This is a genomic window from Pseudoalteromonas atlantica, from assembly GCF_043641955.1.
In the GTDB taxonomy this organism is placed as follows: domain Bacteria; phylum Pseudomonadota; class Gammaproteobacteria; order Enterobacterales; family Alteromonadaceae; genus Pseudoalteromonas; species Pseudoalteromonas atlantica_A.
Window position 1 is genome coordinate 296314 of the sequence record NZ_JBHZRV010000005.1, and the last position, 6791, is coordinate 303104.

5 protein-coding genes are annotated in these 6791 nt (G+C 40.1%); 4 read left to right on the plus strand and 1 reads right to left on the minus strand.

The features are described from left to right. The first annotated feature begins 99 nt into the window (after window positions 1-99). The 3 genes from pomA to ACHUE3_RS12640 all read left to right on the plus strand — a co-directional run bounded on the left by pomA (window position 100) and on the right by ACHUE3_RS12640 (window position 3859). Window positions 100-867 (plus strand): flagellar motor protein PomA, encoded by a 768-nt coding sequence (pomA, locus tag ACHUE3_RS12630; RefSeq protein ID WP_099297766.1) that lies wholly within the window; start codon window positions 100-102, stop codon window positions 865-867. Between the two features lie 2 nt (window positions 868-869). After that, a complete protein-coding gene (locus tag ACHUE3_RS12635; RefSeq protein ID WP_394192764.1) occupies window positions 870-1790 on the plus strand; it encodes a flagellar motor protein MotB in 921 nt (306 codons plus the stop codon). Window positions 1791-1948: 158 nt separating this feature from the next. Then, window positions 1949-3859: a DNA topoisomerase III gene (locus ACHUE3_RS12640; protein WP_394192765.1), complete on the plus strand. Its 1911-nt coding sequence runs from the start codon at window positions 1949-1951 to the stop codon at window positions 3857-3859. Between the two features lie 213 nt (window positions 3860-4072). On the opposite strand, the gene ACHUE3_RS12645 is transcribed toward ACHUE3_RS12640, so the two are convergent. Continuing rightward, a complete protein-coding gene (locus ACHUE3_RS12645) occupies window positions 4073-5383 on the minus strand; it encodes a M20 metallopeptidase family protein (RefSeq protein ID WP_394192766.1) in 1311 nt (436 codons plus the stop codon). 85 nt (window positions 5384-5468) lie between these two features. Between ACHUE3_RS12645 and ACHUE3_RS12650 the strand changes: the two genes are divergently transcribed. Next, entirely contained in the window at window positions 5469-6326 is an 858-nt protein-coding gene (locus ACHUE3_RS12650) for a tetratricopeptide repeat protein (protein ID WP_394192767.1), read from the plus strand. The last annotated feature ends 465 nt before the right edge of the window (window positions 6327-6791 follow it).

The following is a 6791-nucleotide window of genomic DNA, read 5'->3' on the forward strand; positions in this document are numbered from 1 at the left end:
CGTAAATGATTTAAGTAATTCAATCTATTGCCGATAAGCAGTTAATAATAAAAGTTTGTTATTAAAAGTAGCAAAGTATCAATTCCTCTGGAGGGGTAAGTGGATTTAGCAACCATTATAGGTATTCTTGGGGCAATTGGCTTAATCGTAATGTCGATGGTGCAAAGTAGTAACGGTGAAGTTGCTATGTTTTATAACACACCATCAGTTGTCATCGTATTTGGTGGCTCGATTTTTATCGTACTATCCAATTACACCATGGGCCAATTCTTAGGAATTGGTAAAGTATGCGCTAAAGCATTTATGTTTAAAATTGAATCGCCTGAAGAGCTGATAGAAAAGGCTGTTGAACTGGCTGATTCTGCTCGTAAAGGAGGGTTCTTGGCCCTCGAAGAGGCCGAAATTCCTAATGGCTTTATGCGTAAAGGCGTTGATATGCTTGTAGACGGACATGATGCCGATGTTGTTCGCGCAACGCTTCAAAAAGATATCTCGCTTACTTCTACACGTCATGAGTCGGGGGCAGGGCTATTTAAAGCGCTTGCTGATATTGCACCTGCTATGGGCATGATCGGTACATTGATTGGTTTGGTTGCAATGTTATCAAACATGGATGATCCAAAAGCAATTGGCCCGGCAATGGCAGTTGCGTTACTAACCACTTTGTATGGTGCCTTTTTAGCAAACGTTATTGCGATCCCTATTCAGGTTAAATTAGAGCTTCGTAAAGAAGAAGAGGCAATGAACCAACGTTTAATTTTGGATGCTGTTTTAGGTATCCAAGATGGTCAAAATCCAAAAGTTATTGAAGGGATTTTAAAGAATTACCTCGCTGAATCTAAGCGTAACGTGGACACTGAGGAGTAAGCATGTCTGATGAAGAGTGCAAATGCCCCCCTCCAGGATTACCTGCTTGGATGGGGACCTTCGCTGATTTAATGTCATTGTTAATGTGCTTTTTTGTACTCTTGCTCGCATTTTCTGAAATGGATGTGCTTAAATTTAAACAGATTGCGGGCTCAATGAAATTTGCTTTTGGTGTGCAAAATAAAATTGAGGTAAAAGATATACCAAAAGGAACCTCTGTAATAGCGATGGAATTTACCCCAGGTAAACCTGAACCCACACCTATTGAAACTATTCAGCAGCAAACAGTTGAGATGACTCAACAAATGCTCGAGTTTCAAGCTGGGGATGAAAGCTCGGCCGGGGGGCGTCAAGAACAACGTGGTAATAAGCGTGGTGGTGAGTCGCAAAGTACCGCGCAGCAGCAAGCTTCTGAACAATCTACATCGGCAGCAGATCAAGAACAAGTTAACGAACTCGTTAAGAAAATTGCGCAGCAATTAGAGCAACAAATTATGGATGGCGCAGTAGAGCTCGAGTCGTTGGGACAACAAATAATTATTCGTATCCGAGAGAATGGGTCATTCCCATCCGGCAGTGCGTTTTTACAGCCTCGTTTTAAACCAATTATTCAAGATATAGCGACTTTATTAAAAGACGTACCAGGTGAAATTACGGTGTCAGGTCATACAGATGACTTCCAAGTGTCAAATGAGTTGTATACAAACAACTGGGATCTGTCGTCTAAGCGTGCTGTAGCAGTTGCAACAGAAATGCAAAAAGCACAAGGGTTTGATAAAAGCAGGATGGTCGTTGTTGGTCATGCTGAAACTCGTCCGTTGGTTCCTAATGAAACCGATACAGACAGACGCAGAAACAGACGCGTTGAAATTTCAATCATGCAAGGCAAGGCTAAAGAGTCAGATCCTATTGAAGTAAGATAATGTATTTAGCCGAATTACATAGCTTAAGGCTAGCAAGTAAATGTAATGCTGCTTTTTTATAAATTGTAAGTTTGAAAGTTTTTGTTGTGCTTAAATTTATGTAATCGATAATACAATGTGCTAAAGTACTGTTTATATAAACAGTGCTGGAGCATGTTGTGAAACTGTATATCGCAGAAAAACCTTCATTGGGTCGTGCTATTGCTGATGCACTTCCTAAACCCCATAAAAAGCATGATGGTTACATTGAGGTCGCTAATGGCGATTGTGTTTCTTGGTGCATAGGACACTTGCTTGAACAAGCTGAGCCTGATGATTATAACGAGCAATATAAAAAATGGCGCTTTGATGATTTACCTATCGTACCTGAGCAATGGCAACTAAAAGCAAAACCAAAAACCCGCAAGCAGCTTACGGTACTTAAAAAACTAATCAAACAAGCTGAGCAACTAGTTCATGCTGGTGATCCCGACCGAGAAGGCCAATTACTTGTTGATGAGGTAATTGAGCAAGTCAAACTTAGCCAAACCAAAAAACAACAAATTCAACGTTTATTAATCAGCGATTTAAATATGAGTGCGGTAAAGAAAGCGTTGGCGAGTATGCGCAGCAATCGTGATTTTATTCCATTAAGTGTTTCTGCGCTGGCGCGCTCTCGTGCTGATTGGTTGTTTGGTATGAACTTAACCCGTGCATATACCTTAGCAGGGCAAAAAGCGGGGTTTGGTAATGTGCTTTCTGTAGGGCGCGTACAAACACCTATTCTAGGGTTAGTGGTAAATCGTGATAATGAAATTGCTAATTTTGTAGCAAAACCATTTTATGAAGTGTTTGCTCATTTAAATACGGGGGAACAACAAAGTTTCACAGCTAAGTGGCAACCAAGCAAAGCGTGTGAGCCCTATCAAGATGAAGAAGGGCGTGTACTACATCGCGGCCTTGCAGAAAATGTCGTATCAAGAATAGCAGGACAGAAAGGCGAAGTTACGGCACTTGAGCAAAAACAAAAAAAACAACAAGCCCCTTTGCCCTATAATTTGTCAGCCTTGCAAATTGATGCTGCAAAAGCGTTCACAATGCCAGCACAAAAAGTGTTAGATATTTGCCAAACTTTATATGAACGCCATAAGCTCATCACCTATCCTCGCTCGGATAACCGTTATTTGCCGAAAGATCATCACCGTGAGGCTGTAAGTATTGTAAAAGCGATTGCTAATAACGGTGGACAAAATGAAGCGGATTGTAATCAGGCCGATACCAGCAAGCGTAGTAAATGTTTTAATGATGCAAAGGTAGCTGCGCATCACGCCATTATACCTACCGCTAAACAATTAAAGTCGGCAAGCTTAAGTTCTGACGAAGCAAAAGTGTATAGATTAGTATGTCGTCATTACCTCATTCAGTTTTACCCTGACTATGTATTTAATGAAACAAAGGTTGAGGTAACTATTGCTGGTGGTTTATTTAAAGCGAATGCAAAACAAGAGGTCAGCTTAGGTTTTAAAGTTCTAATGGGTAAATCTGCGCTTAAAGATGAGCAAACTTTGCCGCCATTAGTTAAAGGGCAAATGCTTGACTGTAGCCATGGCGAAGTGGTTGATAAAATGACAACTCCGCCAGCATATTTTACCGATGCAACCTTGTTAGGTGCTATGACGGGAATAAGTCGTTATGTGAAAAACCCAGATATCAAAAGAATTCTTAAAGATACTGACGGCTTAGGAACAGAAGCAACGCGTGCAGGTATTTTAGAATTATTATTCAGACGTCGGTTTTTACAACGCCAAGGAAAAACCATTTTAGCCACTGAAACAGGAAAAGCACTTATAGGTGTATTACCTGAAGGCTTAGCGAGTCCCGATTTAACAGCTAAATGGGAAGCCTCATTAGGTGATATTGCAGAGCAGCGTATGAGCTACCAACAGTTTTTAAATCCGTTATTAAACGATTTATCACATTTTATCGGTCAGGCAGGGCAATGTAATAGCCAAGCCTTTGCACAATTACCAAAAACGCCGCAAAAGCGACGTTTTAAAAGAAAGGCTAAACCAAAAGCAAAGTCGGCCTAGCTACAAAATCGATTTAGTTAACCTGAACTCTGGTTAAGAGATGTACTAATGTATTGATATTAAATCACAAATAAATTTATTAGTCTCCAGCCGGAGACTTTTAGCGATAATAAGGCGAATTTACGCGTCAATAGCTAGCCTATTGCAAGTAAATTCAACGCAGTTAGCGTTGAAAGTAGCCGCTAGAGATAGATTTATTATCCAGAGTTCAGGTTAATTATTAAACAGCGCAACGGCTGCATTACTCATCGCTTTAATACCTGTGGGTAAGGCAACTTTGTAATCAGGGGCGAATTTACTCGAGTGCAATGACGGTAGAGTTTGCCCTGATTCCTGTGCTGCACTATATTGAGATTGCTCTACACCACCAAGCCAAAATAAAGTAATAGGGATGTTTTGTTCGGTTCGGCCATATAAACCAAAGTCCTCGCCAGCCATAACGGCTTGCGTTTCTAGCACGTTATCTTTGCCAATGGCTGAGCTAATAGCACTGCGTACAATATTTGTTTGCTCAGGGTTATTATATGTTGATGGAATTGATTCATCTTCATGTACATATACTTCTGGCATAAGCGACTTATCTAAGCCTGCGCTCAATGCAATACCTTGTGAGATTCGTTTAATAGCGGCAATCTGCTGTAAACGTACCTCAGGGTTATAGCTGCGTAATGTAAGTTGTAGTTTTACTTGGTCAGAGATCACATTGTGCTTAGAGCCCCCATGAATAGAGCCAACCGTTATTACTGAAGGCTCTAATGGGGATAGCTCTCGACTAGTAACAGTCTGTAGTGCTAATACAATACGTGATGCGATAACGACAGGGTCAATAGTCGTGTGAGGGTATGCACCATGTCCGCCTTTACCCTTTACAGTGATATCAACAGAGTCAACACTGGCCATAGTGTATTCGTTTTTCATACTTACTTGGCCAGCGGGAACACTAGCGCTAACATGTAAGGCTATCACGTGATCAGGTGTAGGGAACTTAGAGAATAAACCTTCTTTTAGCATCGCTTTTGCACCACCACCGACTTCTTCAGCAGGTTGTGCGACCATCATTAATGTTCCCTGCCATGAATCTTTATGCTTAACGAGCTGTTGTGCCGTGCCAATAAATGAACTCATATGAATATCATGACCACAGCCATGCATAACACCCACATTTACGCCATCGTCATTTACTACTGTGACTTTTGACGCATATGACTTACCCGTTTGTTCAGTAATAGGAAGGCCGTCGGTATCAGTACGGATCATCACTGTTGGGCCATCACCATTTTCATAAATACCGACTACACCAAACCCACCGACATTGTTAGTAACATCGAATCCAATTTGTTTTAATTGCTGCGCAATTTTCTTACCTGTTTGTTGCTCGTGGTATGAAAGCTCGGGAGATTGATGCAAATCTAAATAAAACTTTTCGATAGCGGGCATGGCTTTATCGAGATTGAGATCTAACGTTGTGGCATTCGTAAACGGACTAATAAAAAGCAAGGCTGCATATATTTTGTGAAGTTTCATAAAAGACCTTTTGGCTGGTGGCTTGTAATTATTGTTATCGACACCATATAAAACCCTAAATAGTCTGATATGGCAATCAATCGCAATGAATAATATGGTAAATGTTAATCCACAAAATCTTCAGCAAGTATTAGGTGAAACCTCACAAGAGAAACTTGTATTACTTAGTTTCTACTCTGCACAAAGCCCTGAGTGTCAATCGCAAGCAGCTATCTTAGAAAAAATTGCCAGTGAATATGGCGAGCACTTACTTGTTGCTACACTTGATTGCGATGTAGAGCAACAGTTAGCAGCACAACTAGCGCAGCAAATAGGTTTGCAAACACTACCAACACTTGTGTTTTTAAAAGACTCCGCCCCTGTAGATATGTTGCCTGGTGCACAAACAGAGCAACAAGTTAGAGAGGTTTTATCAAAGCACTTACCGGCACAACATGAGTTGTTATTAGAACAAGCAAAGCAGGCTCTCGTTGCGCAAGACTTAAATAGTGCATTTAATTATGCAAAGCAGGCTTACGAACTAGATACTACTAATGCACGCATTAAATTAGTGTTAGCAGATATTTGTATTCAAATTCATAAATTAGACGATGCGCAAGCTTTGCTTGATACAGTTGAAGATAGTGAGCGTGATGCGTATTACACAAATATTCGTGCTAAGTGCGAACAAGCGCTTGAAGCAACAGATTCGCCAGAGATAAAAGCATTACAGTTAAAAGCAGAACAACATCCGAATGATTTAGAGATCAAAGTTGAGCTAGCTGCTGCACTTAATACCGCGGGCCGTAAAGATGAAGCATTAGAGACATTGTTTAGTATTTTAAAGAAAGATTTAAACTTTGCAGATGCCAAAGCAACATTTCTTGAAGTTATAGCATCATTACCTGATGGCGATAGCTTAGCATCTAAATATAGAAGAAAGCTCTACAGCATCCTGTATTAGTCAATTTTATAGATTGTAAACCCAAGCGCTGTAAATTAATGGCGCTTTTTTTATATCTAAAACTTGATAAATACATAAATTAGACAATACTTAAATTCCTCTCGAGAAATATTGCTGATAATTTAGTCAGTAAATAGCATGTTTTAGATGTTTTAGTTTGTTTTTTAAACGAACGAACTGTTTTTTAAAGTTTATGAATAAAAACGCTTGCGTAAAAATCTGTTCTCCCTATAATGCGACCCCACTGAGACGGCAGATCAGGCAACGCTTAGCGAGGCAAGAAGCTAATCAGTAAGTCGAGTAAAACTTGATTTTAGATTTTTAATAAAGTTTAAAATTAAGTGTTGACAAAAAAATAGGAAAGCGTAATATGCGCAGCCCTAGCGAGATAAAGCAAAGCGCTTTAATCGCAACGTTCTTTAACAATATAAAGCAATCATCTGTGTGGGCACTCGTACAGATTGA